The organism is Fictibacillus phosphorivorans, from assembly GCF_001619875.1.
In the GTDB taxonomy this organism is placed as follows: Bacteria; Bacillota; Bacilli; order Bacillales; family Fictibacillaceae; genus Fictibacillus; species Fictibacillus phosphorivorans_B.
The window spans coordinates 54184-78368 of record NZ_LRFC01000008.1; the positions used below are offsets into that span (position 1 = coordinate 54184).

The 24185-nt window shown below is 39.1% G+C and carries 28 protein-coding genes and 1 riboswitch; of the genes, 9 read left to right on the forward strand and 19 right to left on the reverse strand.

The window, feature by feature from the left end:
* Window positions 1-60 precede the first annotated feature (60 nt).
* The gene (locus AWM68_RS06490) at window positions 61-435 is read right to left on the reverse strand and encodes a DUF309 domain-containing protein (protein WP_066238823.1); all 375 of its coding nucleotides are present in this window, start codon (window positions 433-435) and stop codon (window positions 61-63) included.
* A gap of 114 nt (window positions 436-549) precedes the next feature.
* Here AWM68_RS06490 and AWM68_RS06495 point away from each other — a divergent pair, with 114 nt between their 5' ends.
* Together AWM68_RS06495 and AWM68_RS06500 are read left to right on the forward strand one after the other, a co-directional pair.
* On the forward strand, window positions 550-1029 hold the full coding sequence (locus AWM68_RS06495; protein WP_066238828.1) for a divergent PAP2 family protein: 480 nt from the start codon (window positions 550-552) through the stop codon (window positions 1027-1029).
* Between the two features lie 16 nt (window positions 1030-1045).
* Entirely contained in the window at window positions 1046-1876 is an 831-nt protein-coding gene (locus AWM68_RS06500) for a cobalamin-binding protein (protein ID WP_066238831.1), read from the forward strand.
* A gap of 15 nt (window positions 1877-1891) precedes the next feature.
* Here the strand turns inward: AWM68_RS06500 and AWM68_RS06505 are convergent, their stop codons facing one another.
* The 5 genes from AWM68_RS06505 to AWM68_RS06520 form a co-directional block, all read right to left on the reverse strand.
* A complete protein-coding gene (locus AWM68_RS06505) occupies window positions 1892-2575 on the reverse strand; it encodes a 3D domain-containing protein (protein WP_066238834.1) in 684 nt (227 codons plus the stop codon).
* Window positions 2576-2690: 115 nt separating this feature from the next.
* A complete protein-coding gene (locus tag AWM68_RS06510) occupies window positions 2691-3014 on the reverse strand; it encodes a YuiB family protein (protein ID WP_066238837.1) in 324 nt (107 codons plus the stop codon).
* Window positions 3015-3096: 82 nt separating this feature from the next.
* On the reverse strand, window positions 3097-3228 hold the full coding sequence (locus AWM68_RS21690; protein ID WP_197468139.1) for a YuiA family protein: 132 nt from the start codon (window positions 3226-3228) through the stop codon (window positions 3097-3099).
* Window positions 3229-3376: 148 nt separating this feature from the next.
* Window positions 3377-3859, reverse strand: a complete 483-nt coding sequence (locus tag AWM68_RS06515) for an NUDIX hydrolase (RefSeq protein WP_066238840.1) — start codon at window positions 3857-3859, stop codon at window positions 3377-3379.
* A 251-nt stretch (window positions 3860-4110) separates the two neighbouring features.
* Window positions 4111-5310, reverse strand: coding sequence for an NAD(P)/FAD-dependent oxidoreductase (locus AWM68_RS06520; RefSeq protein WP_066238843.1), 1200 nt, complete (start codon window positions 5308-5310; stop codon window positions 4111-4113).
* 373 nt (window positions 5311-5683) lie between these two features.
* Between AWM68_RS06520 and AWM68_RS06525 the strand changes: the two genes are divergently transcribed.
* The 3 genes from AWM68_RS06525 (at window position 5684) to AWM68_RS21320 (ending at window position 7536) form a co-directional block, all read left to right on the forward strand.
* A complete protein-coding gene (locus AWM68_RS06525) occupies window positions 5684-6661 on the forward strand; it encodes an NAD(P)/FAD-dependent oxidoreductase (protein ID WP_066239269.1) in 978 nt (325 codons plus the stop codon).
* Window positions 6662-7060: 399 nt separating this feature from the next.
* Window positions 7061-7234, forward strand: coding sequence for a hypothetical protein (locus tag AWM68_RS21315; RefSeq protein WP_156488324.1), 174 nt, complete (start codon window positions 7061-7063; stop codon window positions 7232-7234).
* Window positions 7235-7374: 140 nt separating this feature from the next.
* Window positions 7375-7536 (forward strand): hypothetical protein, encoded by a 162-nt coding sequence (locus AWM68_RS21320; protein WP_156488325.1) that lies wholly within the window; start codon window positions 7375-7377, stop codon window positions 7534-7536.
* Window positions 7537-7619: 83 nt separating this feature from the next.
* Here AWM68_RS21320 and AWM68_RS06530 read toward each other — a convergent pair whose 3' ends face one another.
* Together AWM68_RS06530 and AWM68_RS21000 are read right to left on the reverse strand one after the other, a co-directional pair.
* Window positions 7620-7976: a HesB/IscA family protein gene (locus tag AWM68_RS06530; RefSeq protein ID WP_066238846.1), complete on the reverse strand. Its 357-nt coding sequence runs from the start codon at window positions 7974-7976 to the stop codon at window positions 7620-7622.
* 78 nt (window positions 7977-8054) lie between these two features.
* Entirely contained in the window at window positions 8055-8231 is a 177-nt protein-coding gene (locus AWM68_RS21000; RefSeq protein ID WP_082820600.1) for an aspartyl-phosphate phosphatase Spo0E family protein, read from the reverse strand.
* Between the two features lie 315 nt (window positions 8232-8546).
* Between AWM68_RS21000 and mqnE the strand changes: the two genes are divergently transcribed.
* Window positions 8547-9644: an aminofutalosine synthase MqnE gene (gene mqnE / locus AWM68_RS06535; RefSeq protein WP_066238848.1), complete on the forward strand. Its 1098-nt coding sequence runs from the start codon at window positions 8547-8549 to the stop codon at window positions 9642-9644.
* Between the two features lie 220 nt (window positions 9645-9864).
* Here mqnE and dapF read toward each other — a convergent pair whose 3' ends face one another.
* Together dapF and AWM68_RS06545 are read right to left on the reverse strand one after the other, a co-directional pair.
* Window positions 9865-10731 carry a diaminopimelate epimerase gene (gene dapF, locus AWM68_RS06540; RefSeq protein ID WP_066238851.1) on the reverse strand — a complete coding sequence of 289 codons (867 nt, stop codon included), beginning with the start codon at window positions 10729-10731 and terminating at the stop codon, window positions 9865-9867.
* Between the two features lie 18 nt (window positions 10732-10749).
* Window positions 10750-10992 (reverse strand): hypothetical protein, encoded by a 243-nt coding sequence (locus AWM68_RS06545; RefSeq protein WP_066238856.1) that lies wholly within the window; start codon window positions 10990-10992, stop codon window positions 10750-10752.
* 99 nt (window positions 10993-11091) lie between these two features.
* Window positions 11092-11279, forward strand: a riboswitch (FMN riboswitch).
* A 190-nt stretch (window positions 11280-11469) separates the two neighbouring features.
* On the opposite strand from AWM68_RS06545, the gene AWM68_RS06550 reads away from it, so the two are divergent.
* Entirely contained in the window at window positions 11470-12048 is a 579-nt protein-coding gene (locus AWM68_RS06550; protein ID WP_066238859.1) for an ECF transporter S component, read from the forward strand.
* Window positions 12049-12273: 225 nt separating this feature from the next.
* Here the strand turns inward: AWM68_RS06550 and AWM68_RS06555 are convergent, their stop codons facing one another.
* Together AWM68_RS06555 and AWM68_RS06560 are read right to left on the reverse strand one after the other, a co-directional pair.
* Complete coding sequence (locus tag AWM68_RS06555; RefSeq protein WP_066238862.1) at window positions 12274-13488, reverse strand: NupC/NupG family nucleoside CNT transporter; 1215 nt, start codon at window positions 13486-13488, stop codon at window positions 12274-12276.
* Window positions 13489-13697: 209 nt separating this feature from the next.
* On the reverse strand, window positions 13698-13934 hold the full coding sequence (locus tag AWM68_RS06560) for a YuzB family protein (protein WP_066238864.1): 237 nt from the start codon (window positions 13932-13934) through the stop codon (window positions 13698-13700).
* Window positions 13935-14170: 236 nt separating this feature from the next.
* Here AWM68_RS06560 and AWM68_RS06565 point away from each other — a divergent pair, with 236 nt between their 5' ends.
* Window positions 14171-15235, forward strand: coding sequence for an NAD(P)/FAD-dependent oxidoreductase (locus AWM68_RS06565; RefSeq protein ID WP_066238867.1), 1065 nt, complete (start codon window positions 14171-14173; stop codon window positions 15233-15235).
* Between the two features lie 37 nt (window positions 15236-15272).
* Here the strand turns inward: AWM68_RS06565 and AWM68_RS06570 are convergent, their stop codons facing one another.
* Window positions 15273-15581 carry an LSM domain-containing protein gene (locus tag AWM68_RS06570; RefSeq protein ID WP_066238873.1) on the reverse strand — a complete coding sequence of 103 codons (309 nt, stop codon included), beginning with the start codon at window positions 15579-15581 and terminating at the stop codon, window positions 15273-15275.
* 89 nt (window positions 15582-15670) lie between these two features.
* On the reverse strand, window positions 15671-15994 hold the full coding sequence (locus AWM68_RS06575) for a YuzD family protein (protein ID WP_066238876.1): 324 nt from the start codon (window positions 15992-15994) through the stop codon (window positions 15671-15673).
* A gap of 158 nt (window positions 15995-16152) precedes the next feature.
* Between AWM68_RS06575 and AWM68_RS06580 the strand changes: the two genes are divergently transcribed.
* Window positions 16153-16398, forward strand: coding sequence for a NifU family protein (locus AWM68_RS06580; protein WP_066238880.1), 246 nt, complete (start codon window positions 16153-16155; stop codon window positions 16396-16398).
* 717 nt (window positions 16399-17115) lie between these two features.
* Here the strand turns inward: AWM68_RS06580 and argF are convergent.
* The 5 genes from argF to argB all read right to left on the reverse strand — a co-directional run bounded on the left by argF (window position 17116) and on the right by argB (window position 24182).
* Window positions 17116-18063: an ornithine carbamoyltransferase gene (argF, locus tag AWM68_RS06585; protein ID WP_066238883.1), complete on the reverse strand. Its 948-nt coding sequence runs from the start codon at window positions 18061-18063 to the stop codon at window positions 17116-17118.
* A complete protein-coding gene (locus AWM68_RS06590) occupies window positions 18063-21155 on the reverse strand; it encodes a carbamoyl phosphate synthase large subunit (RefSeq protein WP_066238886.1) in 3093 nt (1030 codons plus the stop codon). The genes argF and AWM68_RS06590 overlap by 1 nt, the downstream gene beginning before the upstream one ends.
* Window positions 21148-22200 carry a carbamoyl phosphate synthase small subunit gene (locus AWM68_RS06595; RefSeq protein WP_066238888.1) on the reverse strand — a complete coding sequence of 351 codons (1053 nt, stop codon included), beginning with the start codon at window positions 22198-22200 and terminating at the stop codon, window positions 21148-21150. The genes AWM68_RS06590 and AWM68_RS06595 overlap by 8 nt, the downstream gene beginning before the upstream one ends.
* 84 nt (window positions 22201-22284) lie before the next feature.
* On the reverse strand, window positions 22285-23439 hold the full coding sequence (locus tag AWM68_RS06600; RefSeq protein ID WP_066238891.1) for an acetylornithine transaminase: 1155 nt from the start codon (window positions 23437-23439) through the stop codon (window positions 22285-22287).
* Window positions 23439-24182, reverse strand: a complete 744-nt coding sequence (gene argB, locus AWM68_RS06605; protein ID WP_066238894.1) for an acetylglutamate kinase — start codon at window positions 24180-24182, stop codon at window positions 23439-23441. The genes AWM68_RS06600 and argB overlap by 1 nt, the downstream gene beginning before the upstream one ends.
* Window positions 24183-24185 lie beyond the last annotated feature (3 nt).

The following is a 24185-nucleotide window of genomic DNA, read 5'->3' on the forward strand; positions in this document are numbered from 1 at the left end:
TTACCCACTACATTTTATTATACTCTTTCTTTTAGAATATTTCGAATTCACAACACTATATTACTCTAAATTTAAATAGAGCTTTGGCAGCACAGGCAATAGATGAACCTGTTCAAAATCCAGCCTGTCAATATTTTTCGGAATGCTTTTCAGACACAAATGAATATACGATAACACCTCATCGACATTTAATTGCCAATGCAATGGCTTATAAGGTGTTAAATAGTGTTCTGCTACACTTAACATTTCCCTAGCGCCTTTTACGTTTCCATATTCATAATGATAAAGAGCAACAGTCATCTGCAGAAGCCCCTTGATAAAAAGGTTGCTTCGATCTGTTAACCAGACCGCCTCTAACAGATCATGACCTGTATAATAATCACCATCGTTAAAGACAACAAAAAACTCGTAATATTCTTGAGGAAAAAAGTCCACTTTCTAAAACCTCCCTCATTCTTAATGGTATCAGAGATTGAACTATGCCGAAATCGGGTAACAACTATCTAAAACAGCCATACTATAAACCACCCTATTGAAAGGAAGCTCCTAATGCCTAATATACTTTTTAACTTTCCATTAATCGCAGCACTTCTAGGTGTATTTTCTGCACAATTCTTAAAAATTCCTATTCATTTTTATCATACTAAAAAAATAAGATGGGATCTGTTTATTAGTACAGGCGGAATGCCAAGTTCACATTCTGCTTCTGTTACTTCATTAGCTACTGCAGTTGGTGCTCTTCACGGATTGGGTTCAACTCTTTTTGCGATCGCTGCCATGTTTGCCATAATTGTAATGTATGATGCAAAAGGAATCCGCTGGCATGCAGGAGAACAAGCCGCCGTATTGAATGATTTAGTAGAAGAGTTTAGAAATCACGTTAGAGAATCAGAAACCTTTCAGCAAAAGAATGTGGAAGAACAAAGAAAAGAATTAAAAGAACTTCTTGGGCATCGACCAAGTGAAGTTTTTTTTGGCGGACTTTTAGGAATTCTACAAACTTTGCTGCTTTCGTGGTTGTTTATTTAGTAGGAGGTTATTCTCTTTGAGATTAATTTCAATTTGTCCAAGCAACACTGAGCTGCTGCACTTTTTAGGATTAACGTCTCAACTAGTAGGAATTGATGATTTTTCAGATTGGCCGGCAGAAATAGAGGAACTTACACGATTAGGCCCCGACCTATCCATCGATATGGATAAGCTCCAATCATTAGATCCTGACCTCGTTTTAGCTAGCTTAAGCGTACCTGGAATGGAAAAAAACATTGAAGAACTAAAGAAACGGAACATTCCACATATTGTTTATAACCCTCAAAGTCTTAACGATATTCAAAATGATCTGCTTGACCTGGGTCAACGAACAAATAAAGTGTTACAAGCCCGTCAAATGGTGAATTGGATGAAAAAAGAAATAGAATCATATGAAAAAATCAGCAGAACCATAAAAAACAGAAGAAACGTTTATTTCGAATGGTGGCCAAAGCCTGTTTTCACACCAGGAAAGGTGAATTGGCTCACAGAAATCGCCTATCTTGCTGGTGGAAAGAACCTCTTTGAGGACGTAGAGCTCGCTAGCGTACAAACTACATGGGACGATGTTGTGAGGCGAAAGCCCGATCTGATCGGAATGGTTTGGGTAGGTGTCAAAACAGACAAGATGCAGCCTTCACACATCAAAAAGAGAGATGGATGGGAAGTATTAGAAGTTCATAAGACAGAGATCGTAAAACTAGAGGAAGACCTTTTTTGCCGGCCCTCTCCAAGATTGATATTTGGTTTAAAACGACTTGCTGCCCTTATACATCCAAATGAATTCCCTCCTTTTTTACCTAAAGAAGAAGAAAGCTACATAAAGAAGCTTCAGGCTACTCGCTAACCTGAAGCTCTTTTTTTATTCATATAAATATTGCTGTCTAAATACTTGCATCGATTTATCTTCGTTCAACGTATTCAATTCTGTTTCCGTAATCTTTCCGTCACCGCGCTGTATAACATACACACCAATCTTCTTTTTGCCCCATTTTCCATAGACTTCTTCTACTGTATTGTAATAAAGATCTATTTTGTTTCCTTTTATCGCAGAACCCGTATCTGCTACAACTCCATAACCATAGCCTGGAATCCATAGGACTGTTCCAATTGGAAAGATGGAAGTATCTGCTGCGATAGTCGAATAAAGATCTCGTTTTACCTTTAATCCTGACTTTGTAATTCCATAAGCAGGATGACTTTTTGTTTTGCCCGTACTTTCTTGGCCAGCGGTATAGCCAGTAGCTGTTACATGCACGACAGGATATTGGGTAAAATCAATCACTTCTTCTATTGTTTTAGGCTGTTTTACCTCAGCAGAAGAAAGCATCATGTTTGGTCTATAGATCGTGGGCAATGTCTTTAAAGATTGTGTGATAACGGTCAAGGCTGCATCAACAAGTACGTTATCAGACTGTTTTTTATCGAGCCAAGTTGCCAGGTCATCTGCCTGTACACCAGATATTGATCGAAATGTTGTAAAAAGGGCGAAAACAAATAGAATCGTAATGGTGGTTCTCTTTACAATTTTTTTAAAAATCAGCAAAAATTGTCCACTCCTCTCCTATCTATTCCTTCCCAGCATGAAGGAGATGTATACTCCTATAAGAAAGAAGGGGAAAAGTGGAAATAAAAAAAGCCCCTTATGTAAGGGACTTTCTTTAGAACATCTGATATCCGCGAACTCGCAGCATCTTTATAGCTGTACCAGCTAGTATGGCACCGATCAGCCCGCATGTTAGTATAGTAATGTCTGATGCTGATAAATTGAGAAGATGACTCAATAGCGATTGAAAACTTTCACTTGGTTTCGTAAAATACTCAAAGAATCGAACATCATCGACAATCAATATGACAACTAAAGGATATAAAATAACCATAAACCACGTAGCGCGCAAAAGCATGTTAAACAAGAAACCGATTCCAAAGAAGAGAACCATGAACAATAACATTGAAATGATAACTTGTGGTAAAAGCAAATCCATGATGTAGACACCCCCATATATCTGAGGATAGTTTACTAAACGGGGGCATTTACGTCAATCTTGTTTGAGAGCGTTACGTGTTTTATGCTGTTTTCTTACCGCTTCCACAGCATTCTACACACGTTTCAGAACCTCCAAGCAAGAGCTGGAAATAGCCCTTCCCTTCACAATATGGACATTGATCTTGTTTTTTCTGAATCGCATGTTTTCTCATGTTGTAACACTCCCTCTTTTTTGTTTAAATTTTCAGATAATAATAACAAGGATTTGAGAGATTGAAAAACTGATTTTAAACGGAAATAAGCCCATGTAAGCGTAATCATCTTTCACTTTCTTTAATTATCAGAATGTTTCGTACATTTTTACCTGCAATCTAAAATTTTATAAGTTGTATAACCAAAGATGTCACCAGGATTTATTTTATCTTCTATAAAGCTCTGTTTTTTATCCATAAAGTAATGAACCATCAATGAAGTTGAAGGATCAGCTCGAAGTTCTTCTGGTGTCATAAATGCAGCCTCTTCAATCTCTTCTGAATGTTGTAAAAGGCTTCCGCTCTCTTTTTTCAATAAAAAAACAACCATATTATCACTGATTGTTTCTTTAATTACACCGGAACGGATTCCAAGAATGGTACACACTTCCCCTTTAATCCCTGTTTCTTCAAAAACTTCTCTCACTGCTGCTTCATCAACCGTTTCTCCTGAATCTACAAAACCGGCTGGAATAGACCATTTACCTTTTAAACCACCATAACTCTTTTTAACTACGAGCCATCTGCCATCATCATCGATTAATAAGCCAGCTGCAGCCAGCCATACATGTCCTCTGTCTTTTTTCGTCATCAGCATGCCCTGCCTTTTAACAATTTAATTAATAAAATGCTTTTCTAAAAGAATTGCTGTTTTTAAAGCTTTATATTTAATTCAGTGGAGACCCCTAATGGCGCAAAGCGCAGGATGCTCACCGCACGCCCCGTGGAAAGCGAGCAACCTGTAGCGGAAATTAACTACTTACAAAACCATCAACGAATGTGAAAACAGCCATAAAAAAGAACAGAAGCATTCGCTCCTGTTCTTAGTTTACACGATTCGATTTAGAAAAGTTTTAATTTACCCTTTTTAATTACCATCGGCACTCCGCCAAGTAAGAATAAGTAACGGTTGTCGATTACTTTTTTCATTGCAGATGCTGTTGCACCAAACAATTTTTTGTTACCTACTTTACCGATTGCTTCACCTTTACCGAGTGATGCAACAGTACCTTTAATGTCTGGCTTGAACTCTTCAAGCTTACCACCATTCATCAATGCTTTGATGTTGCGGCCGATTGTGTACGCTTGTTGAATAGCAATTTGAGCTGTTGGAGGATAAGGACGGTTTGCTTCCTCATCAATAATAAGTGCGCAGTCTCCAGCTACAAAAATATAGTCAAACCCTGGCATGCGAAGATCTTTGTCTACTTTAACACGTCCGCGCATTGTTTCAAATCCTGCTTCCTCCACTAAGTGGTTTCCGCGAACTCCACCTGTCCAAACGATTGTTGAAGCTTTAATCTCTTCACCATTTGCAAGAACAACACCATCCGTATTACATTCTTTAATCGGTGTGTTTACAAGGAATTCAATGCCGCGGCGTTCTAAGTTATTGATCGCATACTCAACTAGTTCTTCATCAAACCCAGGAAGTACTGTTGGTGCAGCTTCAATATTTACGATACGAACTTTTTCACGAGGAATATCGTATTCACGGCATAATTCAGGAACACGGTCAGCAAGTTCACCAACGAATTCAATTCCAGTAAATCCAGCACCACCAACTACGATTGTGATCAGTTCATCTGGCTGTCCTTCGTTATTGTAACGAGCGAATGAATAATCAATGTGCTCACGGATTTTACGAACAGAGTTAATGCTGCGGATGCTGAATGCATTCTCTTTAAGTCCTTGGATACCGAAAGTCTCAGGATCAGATCCAAGTGCAATAATTAAGTAGTCATATGTTAATTCTTGATTTTCTAAAAGAACACGTTTTTCGTCTTTTTTAATTTCTTTTACTGTATCTTGGACAAAGTTCACTTTGTTCATGTCGATGATGTTATCGATCATGATACGTGTTTTGTCGTGATGTAATGTACCTGCAGCATTTTCATGAAGCCATGTTGTTTGGTAATGGTAGTTGTGCTTATTTACCAATGTGATTTCAGCTTCGTCAGATCCTAGTTCTTTTTGTAAGCGAACAGCTGACATAATACCGCCATAGCCGCCACCTAATATTAGAATTTTTGGCTTACTCATTTCATTCACTTCCAGTTCTCATTTTTTTTAGTTTGACCTTTTCACTCATTAAATATGATGGAAAGGAATAGATTGTGATATATTTCACGTAATAAGACGTAAATAAGTACAAAAAATGTTCGAAATATCGACATTTCTTAATCATACATACACATCTTATTCCTTTTTTCTTGTTTTTTCAACCTTTTTTTCGTTATGATAATGTTTTAATTCATGACTCCTTTTTGTGTGCATCTTTCGGGTTTAATGGCAATATATACAAATCAAAAAGAGGACTTTTTGCTTCTCTGGAAGAATCTAAATGGGAGATAGCAAGTTCTGGTCAGAACATTTTACATGTTCATCAGTCATAAATACAGAAGAGGTGAAAGTGATGGCAAAAGAAATTTACGATATTACGATTATTGGTGGAGGCCCTTCAGGTTTATTTGCGGCGTTCTATGGCGGCATGCGTCAGATGAAAGTGAAGATTATTGAAAGTATGCCTCAGCTTGGGGGTCAATTATCTGCACTGTATCCTGAAAAATACATATATGATGTTGCTGGTTTTCCAAAGGTTCTTGCACAAGACCTTGTTAATAATTTAAAAGAGCAAGCGATACAGTTCAATCCTACAGTTGTTTTGGAACAATCTGTTCAGAACGTGGAGAAAAATGAAGAAATCTTTGAATTAACAACAGATAAAGCTGTTCATTATAGCAAAGCCGTGCTAATTACCGCAGGTGTTGGTGCTTTTCAGCCTCGCAGATTAGAACTGGCTTCAGCGCAACAATATGAAGGTAAGAACTTGCATTATTTTGTAAACGATCTTAATGCATTTGCAGGAAAACGTGTTTTAGTATGCGGCGGCGGAGATTCTGCCCTTGACTGGTCATTAATGTTAGAGCCGATCTCACCGCAAGTAACGTTAACACATCGTCGTGATAAGTTCCGTGCTCACGAGCATAGTGTGGAACAGCTTATGAATTCAAAAGTATCTGTTAAAACTCCGTACCAAATTACCGGGTTGATTGGTGATGACGAGAATATTTCTGCCGTTGTCCTAGAGAACGGAGATATTAAGGAAACGGTTGAAGTGGATGCCGTTATCGTAAACTATGGCTTTATCTCCTCATTAGGCCCTATTAAAACGTGGGGATTAGACATTCAAAAAAATTCGATCGTCGTTAACTCTAAAATGGAGACGAACATTAAAGGTATTTATGCTGCAGGTGATGTGTGTACGTATGATGGCAAAGTAAAGCTGATCGCATCAGGCTTCGGTGAAGCACCAACTGCAATTAACAATGCAAAGTCATATATTGATCCAAATGCGAAAACACAGCCTTTGCACAGCACGAGCTTGTTCTAAAAATTAGTGGCGCCGGATGTTATCTTCTGGCGTCATTTTATTTATGGCTGAAGTGATTGATTTCCGTTCCAGGTACTCGCTTTCCGCGGGGCAGGCGGTGAGCCACATTTATACGTTTCACGTATAAGTGTCTCACCTGCCCGCCTCTATTAAGTATCCTTGCTCCTGCGTCTACAGGTTAATGCTAACGATGCTATCTTCCTCGTCGCATGCCTTGCGAGAAGCTTTTCATGTGGTAGGCACGCACCTTCCACTCCAATCAACTTCACAGAAGAATATAAAAATGAAAGCTCAAATCTTTTAGTATCATTTTATCTCAGGAAGCTCGCTTTTCATAAGGCGTTTGGTAAGCCTTTTGCCGCTTTTGCAAAAAAAATTTCATAGAAGGAGCAAACATATATGAACAGACAATTTTCTGAAGAAGAAATGCATGCAGCTGATTGCCTGCAAGAAATTCAAAGGGTGATCAATCGGCTTCATATCACAGATGAATCCTTTTTAGATGATACGAAAAAAGAAATACCGCGTTTGAAAGAACTGTTAACCGAATTGGAAAAATACGCCGTGGAATAAATTGCTTGTAGAAAGTATTCATCGTCTTTGTTATTATTGTTTTTGAGGCGGACAAGTGCCGCTGACCTAAATAGCAATTTTACCCGGTGTTGGCGCGCCGGGTTTTCTTTTACCCTTTTTTAGAGGAGGAAATTGTATTTATGGAGTTTAATTTGATTTTGGGGATTATTTTCTTCATACTAGGTACTTTTTTAATGCCACTTGGCTTAAAAGAACAAAACAAGCAAAAGAAAGTCATACTTATCGGTGCTTCTATTTTGTCTGATGTCATCGGTGTGCTGTTAATCTTTAATCCTTTTTAAGCTATCCTGATTTTACATATACACACAAAAAAGCACTTACCCAGATTAATTTGGGTAAGTGCTTTAATTTTCGCCTGCATATTTTAGCATTCTTCAGGCGTACCAGCGTTAGTTGCTGTACGGAAGGATGAACCGCAGCCGCATGAAGCGATAGCATTCGGATTTGTAATCGTAAATCCTCCGCCCATCATGTTTTGCTTAAAGTCTATAACCGTTCCTTTTAAGACTTTTGCACTTTCTTCATCAACAACGACCTGAATCCCTTCAATATTCTCTTCGTGATCGGATTCACTCTTATCACTATCAAAGCCCATTCCATAAGAAAGACCTGTACATCCGCCGCCTTTTACAGCCACCCGCAGAAATTGACTTTTGTCTTCTTCTTCAGCTAGCATTTCTTTAATTCTGCTTGCTGCACTCTCTGTTATTTCAACGATCATTATTTTCACTCCTTCAATAAGGATCTATACGTATAGTATAACGGCTGCATAAGCTGCGCTCAACAAATCGGCTTTCGGTCAATTCCCTTTTTGCTGCATTTCCATAATCTTATTATGTGTTTCATCAATTTTTCTACTATAATTTAAAACCATTGGATGATGGATTCCTAATGCATTTGCCGCCTGTATCATTTTATTGCGCAAAGTTTCTAGTTGTTCAATTTTTTCTAATCTCGCTGCTGATGTGGCTTTCATTTCCGTCACTCCACTTCTCGTTTTAAACAATTACCTACCTTTTATTTTACATTTTCTTCAATTAATAGACAATCATCATCGTAATAAAAAACTACTTTTTTTAAAATTCCAAAGAAACGATCAAAAGCGGCTTCCCTTGTCCTAATGTTTGATTAGGATTATAATGAGAATGCACTTAAAGCACATGTATTTCATTCTGATAATACATATCTATTCGTATAAAATGACTAAGGAGAGAGTGTCGATTTATGCTCTTTTCTTAAAAAATGTGTACATCATCCGAACATTTCATTTGAAAATTTAGGGGGATCAAAAATGGCAAATATATTGACACTTGATACGCGCATGGCTGCAATTGCTGAAAAAGTCACTCATGGCGAGCGTTTATCAATTGAAGACGGTTTATATTTATATGAAACAAATGATCTATTAAGCGTTGCATCACTAGCGAATGAAGTAAATACTCGTAAGAATGGAGATCACGTTTATTTCATTGAGAATCTATATATCAATCCAACAAACGTATGTGAAGCGACATGCAGCTTCTGTGGATTTAAACGCAAGCCTGGTGAAGAAGGCGCTTATACCATGAACGATGAGCAGCTTCTGGATTATGTACAAAAACGCTGGAACGATAATATTCGGGAGTTTCATATTGTGGGGGGACACAACCATGAAGTACCGTTTGATTATTATTTAGATACGATACGTACGTTGAAAAAGCACTACCCGGAAGTTACGGTCAAAGCTTATACAGGAGCTGAAATTGAGTTCTTCTCCAGAATTTCTGGACTTTCTATGAAAGAAGTATTGGAAGAGCTTATTAAAGCAGGTTTAGATACGATGCCTGGCGGAGGTGCCGAGATCCTTACAGAGCGCTACCGCTTAAAGATGAGTCCTGATAAAGCTTCAACCGATCAATGGTTAGAGGCTCATGAAATTGCCCACGGATTAGGATTAAAAACTCATGCAACGATGTTATATGGTTCGATTGAAACGAAAGAAGAACGTTTGATTCATATGGATCGCCTGCGTCAGCTTCAGGATGCAACGAATGGCTTCATGGTATTCATTCCACTTGCAATGCAGCCGCGTACGCAATCAATGGGGCTTATGAGAAGAACTTCTGCATTTGACGATATGAGAACAATCGCAATCAGCCGTTTGATGCTTGATAACTTTGATCACGTGAAAGCCTACTGGATCAACATAGGTGTTCAGCTTACTCAGATGGCATTAACGTTTGGATCTAGTGACATCCATGGAACATTAATCGAAGAGCGCATCTCACACGCAGTTGGCGCACTAACTTCATCAGGAATCACTCGAAAAGAACTTGTCCACTTAATTAAAACGGCAAACAAAGTTCCGGTTGAACGAGATACGTTTTATAACATTATTCAAAAATACTAAAAAAGTGGAGGCACCTTGCCTCCACTTTTTAATATCCATTACTTGATCCATTTCACTACTTCGTTTATATTTTGCCGAACTTTCGGACGTGGTTCATTTACTCTGTAACCGAAACCATAACAGCTATTTTAAAGTTTCCTCCTTCTAATACCCCACAACTAAAAAAGAAAGCATTTCTGCTTTCTTTTTTAGTAATTTCAGGCTGAGATGCCTGCACGATTTACTTATTATTATGATACTCACCAGTACAGATTATTTCCGCTGGACCGGTCATCCAAACCTCTCCATTATCTTTCCAATTAATGATAAGATCACCGCCGGCTAAATGAACGGTAATATCCGTATTTCTTTCTGCCATTTCATTTAGGATTGCAGCTACAGCTGCTGCACATGCTCCTGTACCGCAAGCTTGAGTAATACCTGAACCTCTTTCCCAAACTCTAAAGTGCATTTCACTTTTTGAGACAACTTCAACAAACTCTGCGTTTACCCAATCTGGAAACATAGGGTCTTTTTCAATTATCGGTCCTAGTGAATGCAGGGGCGCTTCTGTAATGTTATCCACAAAAAAAACAGCATGAGGATTTCCCATAGATACAGCAGTCATATTTAAGGAAGTTCCATTGAAAGTTACTGACTCATTTATCACTTGATCAAGATTGTTAAATCCATTCACTGGGACTTTTTGAGGTTGAAGAATCGGATTCCCCATATTAACGGTAACCAGTGATACTTTATCATTGTGATCCGTTGTTACCTTAGCAGTTACTAATCCACCAAGAGTTTCAATCTGAAATTGTGTTTCGCTTACTAGTGCGTGTTCGTACGCATATTTAGCGACACAGCGAAGTCCATTGCCACAATTCTTGGCTTCTGAACCATCATTGTTAAAAATCCGCATCTTAACGGGTGCCACATCACTCGGACAGATTAAGATCATACCATCTGATCCAATTCCTGTGTATGGATTTGAAACATCTACTGCTAATTGAGGCATATCAGCTTCAGCGATTGTTTCTTTAAACATATTAACGTAAATGTAATTATTGCCTAGTCCATGCATTTTCGTAAATTTCAAAGTGTTCATAATCTATAACTATGCTCCTTATGATTGCCCTCTTAATTTTTCATCTGTATAAAAATAATCATCGTCCGCATTTAAAATAGTGATTTTGCCATGACAGCACGGCATGATTAAAATCTGTTTAATAGCTTCTTTAGCGAGATTCATCTGTTCTTCTTTAAAAGAAGTTAGCACGTTATCTTTTTTACAGAATGGACACTCCGAAATATAGATATCATTCATCATTCTTTCATACGGCCATGTATATTCAAACGTTAATTTCATGTGAGTTCATCCTCTATTTGGAAGGTATGGTTGTTGCATATTCGTTCACAACTTACATTTTTTAAAGTATAATAGGTGAAGTAACAAAATACAATAGCGATCCATCTTCGGGGCAGGGTGAAATTCCCGACCGGCGGTAATTGAAGATTCCCTCTTCATCAGCCCGTGAGCGATTTGGAAAATGCCAAAACAACCGTTCTGGCTAAGGCATCAATATGATGTCACCATTTTGCTGATCTGGTGTAACTCCAGAGCCGACAGTATAGTCTGGATGGGAGAAGATGTTGGTACAGCGGTTCATGTAATGAGCCTTTGTTTTAGTGCGCATTTTACTATTTTTGTAAATGCTTCTTCTACATGCTGTTTATCATACAACCTCCCTTAGTCCGTTCTTTTGACTAAGGTTTTTTTGTGTGAAACAGGCTGTACTGCATTCGAAATCATGAGATGGCGCAAGACAAAAGAGGAGAGATTTCAATGCAAAAGGGAAAAATCAAACAAATGGTAGCGGTATCGATGCTCAGTACGATTGCATATGTACTGATGATGCTCGACTTTCCGTTTCCAGGACTGCCTCCGTTTCTAAAAATTGATTTTAGTGAGGTGCCTGCACTGCTAGCTGCCATCATTTTCGGACCTGCAGCAGGAGTAATGGTTGAGGCAATTAAAAATGTACTTCATTACGGAATTGTAGGAAGTTTTACTGGTGTACCCGTTGGTCAATTAGCAAACTTTATTGCCGGGATCCTTTTCATTCTTCCAGTATCCTACTTATTCCGCAAAAAGCATACAGTTAAACGTCTTTCAACAGGCTTAATACTAGGAACGGTTTTAATGACTTTTATGATGGGATTACTCAACTATTTGATCATATTACCTGCATATACGTGGTTTCTAGGTGCCGACCCGATGTCTAGCCAAATGATGCTGGATCTTATCTTGAAAGGTATTACACCGTTTAACTTGATAAAAGGAACGATTATTACATTGCTGTTCTTGGCACTTTATAATCGAATGCAGCCTTGGGTAATGAAACAGATTGCTCAGCAGGCTTAAATAGATGCAATAAACCGCAGCGGGAAAATTCCTGCTGCGGTTTTTCTGTTCGATCATTAGTTTTTATCAAAATGTAAGCAGACTCGCGGAAATATCATGAAAACTCGCGGGATTATGGGTTAAACTCGCGGAATTCCTTTCTCGCGGGATTAACCTAATTCAGAACTATATAAAAACAAAAAAAAGACACCCAAGCCTTCGCTTGAGCATCTTTTTAAACCATCCTTAAAGAATAAACATACCTGCGATTGCACCGCTTAGTAAGTTTGCAATTGTAGCTGCGATTACTGCACGCATTCCAAGTCTTGCGATGTCTGGACGACGGCTAGGCGCCATTGCACCAAGACCACCTAAAAGGATCGCGATTGATGAAAGGTTTGCGAATCCGCATAGTGCAAAGCTGACAACTGCAACCGTTTTTGGCATTAAGTCAGGAATTTGCGGTGCGAATGAAGAGTATGCAACGAACTCATTCAATACAATTTTTTGACCAATAAAAGTACCGGCTTTCACTGCTTCTTCCCAAGGCACACCAATTACGAATGCGATCGGAGCGAAAATGTAACCTAAAATTTGTTGAAGTGTGATCTCATAGCCGAACCATCCACCGATACCGCTAAGGATCCCATTAACTAGAGCGATAAGAGCGATGAAAGCAAGTAGCATTGCTCCAACGTTTAACGCGATTTGAAGTCCGTCTCCAGCACCTTTTGCTGCAGCGTCGATTACGTTTACTGTATCTTTGTCACGCTCTAGTTTGATCTCACCCATTGTTTCAGGCTCTTCTGTTTCAGGAACAATGATTTTAGCAATTGCAAGTCCTGCAGGAGCACACATAAAGCTTGCTGCAATCAAATACTCTAGAGGTACACCTAATAGGTAGTAACCAATTAATACAGAACCTGCTACCGATGCAAGTCCACCGACCATTACTGCGAAAAGCTCCGATTGTGTTAAACGATTCATATATGGACGAATTACAAGAGGTGCTTCAGTTTGACCTAAGAAAATGTTTGCTGTAGCACTCATAGATTCTGCTTTACTCGTCTTAAGTAGCTTGGATAATGCTCCACCTAAAATTCTTACTACCCATTGCATGATTCCAAGATAGTAAAGAACAGAGATTAATGAAGAGAAGAAAATGATTACTGTTAAAACTTGAAAAGCAAAAATAAATCCTTTTCCTTCTTCAGGAATCATACTTCCAAACAAGAAAGTAATCCCTTCGTTTGCATAAGAAACAACGTTAGAAACTTTTTCAGAAACGCCTTGCAAAGCTTTCTTACCCGCATCCCATTTTAATACGATCAATGCGAAGGCAACTTGAATCGCAAGAGCACCTAGTACTGTTCGCCAGTTAATCGCTTTCTTATTTTGAGAAAGCAAGAATGCGATTACAAGAAGAACCAGCATACCGCCTAATCCCCATAAAATTTGCATAAGTACACCCCTTTTGTAATTTAGAAGAAAACGCTTTCTTTTTTCACACGTTAGTTGTCAGACATCGAATGACTGACCCTTTTCTAATGTAACAAATTTCGACAAAAATGCAATCGTTTTTAATAAATTTCATGCTAGATATTTTTCCCAATGAATCGTTACTTATCCAAATAAAAAACAGCTATCTCTTTTTTAAGAGAAGCTGCTTTTTAGAACATTTCATTTTCTTCTATATGATTGTAGATATTTTTAACAAGTTCATCTGATGTTTCGCCGTGCACAATATCTCCGTTCACGAGAGCAAAAAGCGATTTGGCACAGTGTCCGCAGTAACCTAGACATCCATACTCAATTACATCAAGATCATAGTCTTTCTCGAGTTCTTCGAGCGCTTTTTGTGCACCGCTTGCTAAATTACTTACACAAAACTCTATAATCGGTCTCATTTTTTCTTTCACCTCTTGATGAATTCATCCTAACTCTTTCTTGTGAGCTAGTCAATGTAAACACTCATTCTTCCTGTGTTTTTTCCATAAAAGGTTGTGAATTTGTTGCAAAGTGCTATACTTAAACATGTCAAAAACGTGAAATCGTTTACTTATTTCGAGTTAAGGATATTTACTTATATAAAGCAATACAAAAACAGATATGAATTGTCTTGAAAGAAAAGGGGAAATGACAAATGAAACACCTCGTTTTACTTGGCGGAGGATATGGAAATATGCGTGTGTTGAAGAGACTTCTTAATTCCTCAGACCTCCCTGAAAATATTCAGCTTACGCTTATTGACCGTGTACCTTATCATTGTTTGAAAACCGAATATTATGCACTGGCTGCAGGAACCATTTCAGATCATCATGTTCGCGTAACGTTCCCTGATCACCCACGCTTAAACATTAAATACGGTGAAGTTACTGAGATTGATGTTAAAGAAAAGAAAGTACTGTTAAAAGATCAAGATGCTGTTTCGTATGATGACTTAGTCATTGGCCTTGGCTGTGAGGACAAGTATCATAATGTTCCAGGTGCAGACCAATATACACTAAGCATTCAGACCATTGATAAATCGCGTCATACTTATCAAGTACTGAATAACCTGCATGCAAACGCGGTTGTTGCCGTTGTAGGTGCCGGTCTTTCAGGTGTTGAACTTGCATCCGAGTTGCGCGAAAGCCGCCCTGATCTTACGATTAAGCTTTTCGATCGTGGTGACATGATTTTATCTGCGTATAAGAAAAGATTAAGTAACTATGTACAAAACTGGTTTATTGAACATGGGGTTGAAGTCATTAACAACTCTAATGTTACAAAAGTAGAAGAAGGCGCATTGTATAATCACGATGAAAAAGTTGAATGCGACGCTATCGTTTGGACTGCAGGTATTCAGCCTAGCCGCATCGTACGTGATTTAGATGTTGAAAAAGACAGTCAAGGACGAGTGGTTCTAAGTGAGCATCATCACCTCCCTTCTGACGAAAATGTCTATGTAGTTGGAGATTGTGCAAGTCTTCCTTATGCACCTAGCGCACAGTTAGCTGAGGAACAAGCCGAGCAGATCTCACAAGTTTTATTAGCAAGATGGAACGAACAGCCACTGCCAGAGATGAACGAGATTAAATTAAAAGGGGTTATGGGATCACTCGGTAAGAAGAGTGGTTTCGGTACGATGGGAAGTACAGCTCTTATCGGACGCGTACCTCGTTTATTAAAATCAGGAATTCTGTGGTTATATAAATATCAAGTATAAGAATAGCCCCATGCAGCTGCATGGGGCTATTCTTATACTACCACCAATATGGTCGGAAACGGCGAATCCGGAAGAAAGGAAAACCAAAAACTCCGAAACCAGGAAAGAACGGCCCAACAAAAATGATACGGCTATTTCGGTCAGCCGTCTCACCAGGCATAACCATATACATGTTATCTTGATCGAAGCTATGCAGCTGACCATGATAAACATTTCCATCATTCATTTCGATCGTAACGTTCTGGCCCATGTACTTCAAACACAGATCATGATAATGATGGTGATGGTGTCCTGCAAATGAGGATGACTCATCTTTATGAGTTTTACCTTTTAAAGGGTTTAACAATACAATTTGCCTCCTTTTTTTCCATACATCATATTCTCATAAAGAAGACAAAGCATGTGTACAAAACCCAATATAAAAAAAATAGGCGCTTAACTTACAGCGCCATAACCGTTTTGTTCAATTTTGCTATAGATCGTCTTTAGATTAGGATTTCCTTCTGCAACAACTTCTCCGTCAATCACAACAACGGGATAAAACAGGTCTTCTTCAATAATCCTTACGGAGAATGCTTGGTCTGCTTCATTTCCCGGTTTTTCCATATCGATATATAGAACTTGAAAATCAGTGGTTGGAAATTTCCTGGAGATTGCCGCTTCTAGCCATTCAGCCGTTTCTTTAGCTGATGGTAGATGAACACAGCTGGCACATTTTTGTTCTGCGCCATATACTTTAATTATAAGTGAGTTACTCATGAAGAATCACCTCAATGAATGCGCTTATTTGCTTTCATGATACCTTATTTTGTATAAAAGAAAAAGGCACAAATATCATGATGCTTGCTCATGGATTTTTTATTCCATATCCCGTATACTAAAGATAAGTTCTTTTTAAGAAAGGAGCCTTGATAGTTATGGCTGAAACTCAAAACTTAGAGATGCGTGAACAAGTTGAAGAAGTTCTTGATAAATTGCGTCCGTTCCTTCTTCGTGATGGAGGAGACGTGGAATTAGTGGATATTGAAGAAGGTGTAGTAAAAGTACGCCTTATGGGTGCTTGCGGAAGCTGCCCGAGTTCTACAATTACACTAAAAGCAGGTATTGAACGTGCACTGCTTGAAGAAGTACCTGGTGTTGTTGAATTAGAACAAGTATTTTAATGAAGAAGCCGCTCTGTTGAAGAGCGGCTTTTTTTGTTGGCTGTTTTTGCATAGCTTAGATGGTATGAAAGTAGTTGATTTCCGTTTCAGGTGCTCGCTTTCCGCGGGGCAGGCGGTGAGCCACATTCTTAACGTTTCACTTCTAAGTGTCTCACCTGCCCACCTGTCCCGCAGGAGTCTCGCACCCTCCACTCCAATCAACTTTTCAATGAAGACTAAAACAAAAATTCTTGAAAGTAAGACCACTTGAAATCAGAGGATTTCTAGATACTTAAATAAATAAAAACCAAGGGCTTTCCAGCATTTTCCCTTAGTTGTTTTTTTGTCTTGTTTTAAGAATGTTTATAAGTACAACAGTAATTCCTCTTTGCTAAATGAAATAACGTCAACTGAAGAGGACATTTTCGTACCTGGACGATCCTACAAACCGACATTCAACAAATTTATTGATGACTTTTTATTGGACAAAATAAGAAATCACACCATCTCGTCAATGCCAGTTGATTTGATCCTTTTTTTGGGGTTTAGATGCAAACATGTAGGGATTGGAGCGGAAGGGTACTGACACCTGCGGGACAAGCGGGTCAGGTGAGACCACTAAGGCGCGTAGCGGCAGGGGGCTCACCGCCCGCCCCGCGGAAAGCATGTACCCTGGAGCGGAAATCACCGCACCAATCCTAAAATTCATGACTTTTTCAGTTCCAACAGTAAAAACTATTAAGACATCAAATGAACAAGCAAAGCTTTTTGTGCATGAAGGCGGTTCTCCGCTTCTGGGAAGACGACCGAATGATGCCCATCAATGATTTCAGCTGTAACCTCTTCTTCACGATGTGCGGGTAAGCAATGCATGAAAATATAATCTTTTTTTGCATGTGAAACAAGCTCTGCATTAACTTGATACCCTTTAAAATGATTTAAACGTTCTTCTGCTTCAGCTTCCTGCCCCATACTCACCCATACGTCTGTATAAACCACGTCGCTGTCTTTAATACCCATAATCGGATCATTTGTTATTTCTACGGTTGACCCGGTTTGTTTTGCGATTTCTTTCGCATAAGAAACAATACTTTCTTTTGGCTCATAGTTTTTTGGTGAAATAATCATACAATCCATTCCAACTTTTGCACACCCTATCATTAAGGAATGCGCCATGTTATTGCCATCTCCAATATAAGCCAGCTTCTTCCCTTTAAACGACCCCTTGTACTCCAAAATGGTTAAAAGGTCGGCAAGCACTTGGCATGGATGAAAATCGTCTGTAAGTCCATTAATTACTGGGATCGATCCATTATGAGCAAGCTCTTCAACGGTAGATTGATGAAACGTACGAATCATCAGTGCATCTAGATATCCTGACAATACCTTTGCTGTATCTGAAATCGACTCACCTCTTCCCATCTGGATGTCACGAGTAGAAAGATGTATTGCATGACCGCCGAGCTGCAGCATTGCAGCTTCAAATGAAACACGTGTACGAGTGGATGATTTTTCAAAGATCATCCCTAAAATTTTTCCTTTTAATAGTAGTGGAGCAGATGAACCTAGCTTCTTCAGGTCTCGAGCCAAGTTCAACAGATCGATAATTTCAGATGTAGAATAATCCTTTAAAGTAAGAAAATCTTTCTTTTTTCGTGTTGTGCGAAGAGGGTGTACAATTGACATTAGATCAGCACTTCCTTTCTCGGTTTGTTCACTCCATGCAGCACTTTTAAATAAGCGGTTGCTGTTTCTTTTCTAGTCAGAACGTGCAATCTTTCTAGGACCGCACGCTTGGCATCCTGGCATTCACTATCATTTGAAAAGTTCATATATGCTGCTTTATCCTCTGTTTTTAGCCACTCATCAAAAGGTATTTCTTTTGACGTTTTGATAACATAGCCGCATTTTGACCATTTTTCAGCTTCCTCTTTCGCTGACTCGCCTTCTGCAAAAATGCTACCCTTTGCTCGCCAAAGATCAGCAAGCTGCAGGCTGGAACCTTTCAATGCCTTAAGCAAGGCTAAATCATATACTGTATCAATACCGATTACTTCTCCTGTCGAAATCATCATCGGACTTAGAACAGGTGAAACACCCGGGAGTTTTATCGTTGAAAACACAGGAGCTTTCACTGTGATAAAAGGCTGTCCGTTATGTTCCGCTTCGAGGTTTAATGAATTCAGTGGTTCTCCAAGCAATAATTGAGTTGCCTTTTGAAGAAGATTAACACCTGTAATCTTACTCATGATCGGCGCTGTTCGTGATGCTCTAGGATTAACTTCGATGACGTATACTGTTTCATCTTTAATAGCATATTGAATGTTGAACAAACCTTTGTAGTTCATATTCGCTGCTATTTTTTTTGACTGCGCTAAAATTTGAATCATCACCTGTTTTGAAAGGTTTTGTGGGGGTGTTACGGTTAAACTGTCACCAGAATGAACACCAGTCCCTTCAATATGTTCAAAGATACCCGGTACAAAAACGTCTGTACCATCAGTTAAAACATCTACTTCAGCTTCTGTTCCTTCTAAAAAAGTATCGATAAGGACAGGAAAACTTACTGATTCACTTTCTAAAAAGCTTGCTAACTCACTTTCAGAATAAAAAACCTTCATACCGCTCCCCCCGATTACATAGGATGGGCGAAGAAGAACGGGAAAACCTAACTTATCGGCATAACTCTTTATTTCCGCTTCATTTTGAGCGGTGTATCCTGCCAGTTTAGGTATGTGTATAGAGTCTAGGAATTCGTAAAAACGGTCTCTGTCTTCCATTTGATCAACCGTGTCAGCTGGACTTCCTAGAACTGAAAAGCCTGCATCTTCTAATTCCTTCGCCAAATTGATAGACGTTTGGCCACCAAACTGCAGAATCACATCAGAAATTCCTTCAAACTGTAAAACATGATAAATGTCTTCAAAAGTTAATGGCTCAAAGTAAAGAGAATCAGATACTTCATAATCGGTACTAACGGTCTCAGGATTGTTGTTGATCAAAATGGCTTCATATCCATTACGGTTAAGAGCAATCGCACTATGCACACAGCAATAATCGAACTCCACACCTTGCCCGATGCGTATTGGCCCTGATCCGATAACGGCCACTTTCTTCTTCTGCAAGGGAACCTTATCACTTTTTCCGCTCCAACTCGAATAAAAATAAGTCGTTTTTGCTTCGAATTCTGCAGCACATGTATCCACCATTTTGTACGTTGGAATAATGCCCCACTTCTCTCTCTTGTGACGTACATCGGATTCAGTTACAGACCATATGTCAGATAAATAGCTGTCAGAAAATCCAAATTTCTTAGCTTTTAGCAGCTGATGTCTTTCTACGGTATGATAATTCGTTTTTTTCATGGAGTGGTCCATGGAAACCATCTCGTTAAATATGGATAAAAAATAAGGCGTAATCTGTGTTAGTTCATGAATCTTCTCCGCTGAAACGCCTCTTCGCAAAAGTTCCATTACAACAAAAAAGCGGCGATCATCTGCAGCAACGACAAGATCAAATAACGTCTCTTCATTCATGTCAGATAGTTCCTTTAAATACATGCCGTTCGTTTTAAGCTCTAAAGACCTGATCGCTTTTTGAAATGCTGATGCCATGTTTCTCTCTAATGCAAGTACTTCTCCTGTTGCTTTCATCTGGGTACCAAGATTACGGTCTGCATGATGAAACTTATCAAACGGCCATCTTGGCATTTTTACAGCAACATAATCCAATGCTGGCTCAAAACTCGCAAAAGTCGTTCCGGTTACAGGATTTTTCAGTTCATGAAGGTGATATCCCAGTGCCAGTTTTGCTGCAATCTTGGCAATCGGGTATCCTGTCGCTTTTGATGCAAGAGCGGAAGACCTGCTTACACGCGGGTTCACTTCAATTAAGTAATATTCAGATGTATGTGGATGAAGGGCAAACTGAATGTTGCAACCTCCCACAATTTCTAGCGCGTTAATAATCGTTAAAGATGCTTTTCTTAAAGACTGGTACTCATTATCTGTTAATGTTTGGCTTGGAGCTACTACAACTGAATCGCCTGTATGTATCCCAACAGGGTCAACGTTCTCCATGTTGCAAACGGTAATGCACGTTCCGTTTTTGTCGCGCATCACTTCATATTCAATCTCCTTGTAGCCTGCAATACTCTTTTCGATTAAACACTGATTGATCGGACTTGCCGACAGACCTTGTTTAACAAGTGAAGTCAGTTTCTCTTTTGATGATGCAATTCCTCCTCCAAATCCTCCAAGTGTATAAGCTGGACGTACGATAACGGGATAGCCTGTTCCCTCAGCAAACTCAATGGCTTCATGGGGAGATGTAACGATTTCACTTTCAGGCACGGGTTCTCCAAGGGTTTTCATCAATGAACGAAACTCATCTCGGTCTTCTGCTTTTCGAATAGAGTAAATGTCTGTGCCTAATAGTCGTACTCCATGTTTTTTTAGAATGCCTTTTTCATGAAGTTCCATCGCTAAGTTAAGACCTGTTTGACCGCCAACTGTAGCTAAAAGTCCGTCAGGCTTTTCTTTTTGAATAATCTGTTCTGCGTATTCAGCCGTTAAAGGTTCAAAGTAAATAACATCTGCAAACGTCTTATCAGTCATGATTGTTGCAGGATTATTATTGATCAAAACAACCTCAATACCTTCTTCTTTTAGGGCTTTGCACGCTTGGGTACCTGAATAATCAAATTCTGCAGCCTGCCCAATTACGATAGGCCCAGAGCCAATAACGAGCACTTTCTGTATATCTTGCTGTTTAGGCATAACTTCTCACCTTCTCTTTATGTTGTACGGTACGAATAAAGTTTTGAAAGATTTCTTTATGTTCATTCGGACCAGGTGCTGCTTCTGGGTGGAATTGGACACTGGCAATGTTATATGTGCTATGCCATAGCCCCTCAACACTCTGATCATTTACATTTTCAAACCAAATTGAAAACCCTGTAGCTGGTAAACTCTCTTTTTTCACGACATAACTATGATTTTGTGAACTCATTGACACTTTTCCCGTCTTCAGGTTGATAACAGGATGATTCGCTCCACGATGACCAAACTTCAGCTTTCGCGTTTCACCGCCAAATGCTAGTGCTAGTATTTGATGTCCTAGACAAATGCCAAGCACAGGATAGCGGACTGCAAGATTTTTATAACGATGAAAATAGTTTGAAAACCTCGTAGGGTCACCTGATCCGTTTGAAAATACAAAACCATCTGGATTGAGTTTCTCAATGTCAGCTAATTCTTGATCAAAAGGAACAACAGTAACCGTGCATCCCTCGTTTACGAGAGCATCAACGATCGATTTTTTGTATCCAAAATCTAGTAAAACGATATGTGTGCTTCCTGATCCTGCTGTTGTAATGGTTGTTGCTGGCCAATATTCTTCTAAAGAAAACGAATCTGGCTGTGTATTTGGCAGATGCATAACAGCGGGCAAAGACCCTTTCTTTCTGATTTCTTGGATAAGTGATCTTGTATCCACATTCGTAAGTGCAGGAATATTGTGTTCGTAAAGTAGGTCTCTGAGTGATTGGCGGCTACTTTTTACATCGAACGAGAAACACTCTGCCATAACTACACCGGCAACTTGAATTTTTGCAGATTCCATACTTGCAGATTCAAAGCCATAGTTACCAATAAAGGGATAAGAGAAAACAACGATCTGCCCTTGATAAGAAGGGTCCGTCAGCACTTGTTCATATCCTGTCATTCCTGTATAAAATACAATTTCCCCTGAACCATAATGATGGTCTCCAACCCATTCACCTTCAAAAGAAATATTGTTTGATAAAGTAATACAGCCTTTCATAATGAAGTCCACTCCTTGTATAAAACACATATTGATATGTATTTTTATTCATTTATACGTATAAAAAATAAGGATTATTCGTCCTTAAATGGCTTTTGTATAAATATTGTTAAACGCTTCTGTGACGATTCTCACTGCTGTTTCTAATTCTTCATCTGTTACGTTTAAAGGAGGCAATAATCGAATTACCTTCTCACCTGCTGGTACTGTGAGTAAACCGTGCTCTTCAAGAGCTTTCATTAACTCTGCAGCATATTCACACTCTATCCCTATCAATAATCCTATCCCACGAATTTCATTTACGAATGGCAAATTTATCAAGGCATCTTCTAATCTATTTTTTAGATTTCTACCTTTTCTTTCTACGTCTTTTAAAAAGCGATCACAAAAAATGATATTCAGTACCGATTGGCTTACAGCGCAAGCTAGCGGATTTCCTCCAAACGTTGTTCCATGACTTCCTGGTCCAAATGCTTCTGTTAACTTGCTTTTACCGAGCATAGCCCCTATTGGAAAGCCATTCCCCAATCCTTTTGCGAGTGTCACCATGTCAGGATCTAGATCAAAATGTTCATATGCATATCTTTTTCCTGTTCTGCCAATCCCCGTTTGAACTTCATCGATAATAAGGAGAATGTCATGTTCCTTGCATAGTTCTTGCACTTGTTTATAAAACGATGAATCAGCTATTTTTACGCCGCCTTCACCTTGAATCACTTCCAACATAATTGCTGCTGTGTCAGAATCAGCCGTATTTTTAAGTTGCACGCTATCGTTAAAAGGAAGATGGATAAATTCAGTAAGCAGCGGTCCATAGCCTTCTTTTATTTTTGGCTGCCCTGTTGCTGACATGGAGCCGAATGTTCTGCCATGAAAAGAATCCTTAAACGTGATAATCTTGTTACGTTTTGTATATTTCTTCGCAAGTTTAATAGCCGCTTCGTTAGCTTCTGCACCACTATTGCAGAAAAATGCAGCATCTAAATGGGTTTGATTCACTAGGGTTTCAGCGAGAAGCTCCTGTTGCTGTATTTCAAAGAGATTCGAAGTATGCCAGATATTCTCACTTTGTTCCTTTAACGCTCGAACCACTTCTGGGTGACAATGCCCTAGACTGGTTACAGCAATTCCACTAGTAAAGTCTAAATATCGCTTGTTGTTTTGATCAAACACAACCGTTCCGCTTCCTTTATGAAGCTGTATCTGTTTTCTTTTGTACGTTGGAAAAAGTGAACTCATTACACCATAACCTCCTTAGCTGCTATTACAGTACCTGAGAGTGTTTGATCTGTAATTAGCACTTCACGAATGTTAATATCCAGACACTTTATAGCTGCTTCAACTTTCGGAACCATTCCGCCGTGTATGTGACCTTGAATGATGTTTTCACGTATTTCAGAGACAGTTAGAGTATCTTTCCATTTTCCATTAATTTGAATGCCAGGTGTATCTGTCACAAAGCAGATCGAATGTGCCGATAATGCAGCTGCCGTTTCTCCTGCTGCAGTATCTGCATTAATGTTCACCGTTTCACCTTTATCTGTTATACCGAGGGATGCAATGACTGGCACCATGCATGAGTTCAGTACGTTTTCTATGATTTCTGTTTTTACTGTAATAACACGTCCTACCCATCCATATTGCGTTTTATCTAAAAAATCACATTGTATGAGTGATTGCTCGGAACCGCATAGACCCTGTGCTGAAATTCCATTTTCATTTAGCACATGGACAAGATTTTTGTTGGTGATGTCTTTTAAGGCAGCTTCAACACAGGCAAGCGTCTCTTTTGTTGTTATTCTTATCCCGTCCTTCATTTCTAACGGAAGTCCTGATGCTTTAAGTTTTTTGTTGATCTCAGGTCCGCCTCCGTGAACGATCACAATCTTATCGCCTTGCTGTATTCTTTTTTTAAGGGCAGCAAAAAAGGCAGGCTGCAAATCAGCTAATGTACTTCCTCCAATTTTTACAACATGAAACACATC